The sequence below is a fragment of the Sebaldella sp. S0638 genome (genome assembly GCF_024158605.1).
Lineage (GTDB): Bacteria > Fusobacteriota > Fusobacteriia > Fusobacteriales > Leptotrichiaceae > Sebaldella.
In genome coordinates this window covers 1-548 of sequence record NZ_JAMZGM010000145.1, presented here as the reverse complement: position 1 = coordinate 548, position 548 = coordinate 1, and the positions used below count along the sequence as shown (strand labels likewise).

Here is a 548-nt window from a genome sequence, read left to right as displayed (position 1 = left end):
GAATGAGGTCTTAAATAATTGTATTTAATATATATAAATTCATAAGTTTTCTTATCCAATACTTCATAATCATTAAATGAATATAAATTAAAAAACTCATTTTTAAATGTATTATAGAATCTTTCAATTACTGCATTATCATAAGGACATCCGGCACGGCTCATACTTTGTTTAATATTATTTTTACAACAAAAATCTATAAATTCTTTTGATGTGTACTGGCTACCCTGATCACTGTGAAGAATTACATTTCTAAAATTTTCCCTTCTTTTCATGGCTATCTTTAAAGTATCTACTGCTAATCGTGCAGTTATATGGTTGCTGTTAAGAGTAGCAATAACCTCTCTGTTATACAAATCAATAATTGTACAATTATATCTCATTTTTCCATTAGACATAGGTAAATATGTGAAATCAGTACACCATATTTTGTTAGGTTCATCTACATTAAAATTCCTGTTAATTATATTGCCAAATATTTTATGAGCTTTTCCTTTAATATACAGTGGTTTCTTCTTGTTGATAATTGCTTCAATTCCTAGTTCTTT

The 548-nt window shown here is 26.6% G+C and carries 1 protein-coding gene; it reads right to left on the bottom strand.

The window, feature by feature from the left end; genetic code table 11:
* A partial coding sequence (locus NK213_RS18030) for an IS3 family transposase (protein ID WP_253351802.1) occupies positions 1–548 on the bottom strand: 548 nt, incomplete at both ends.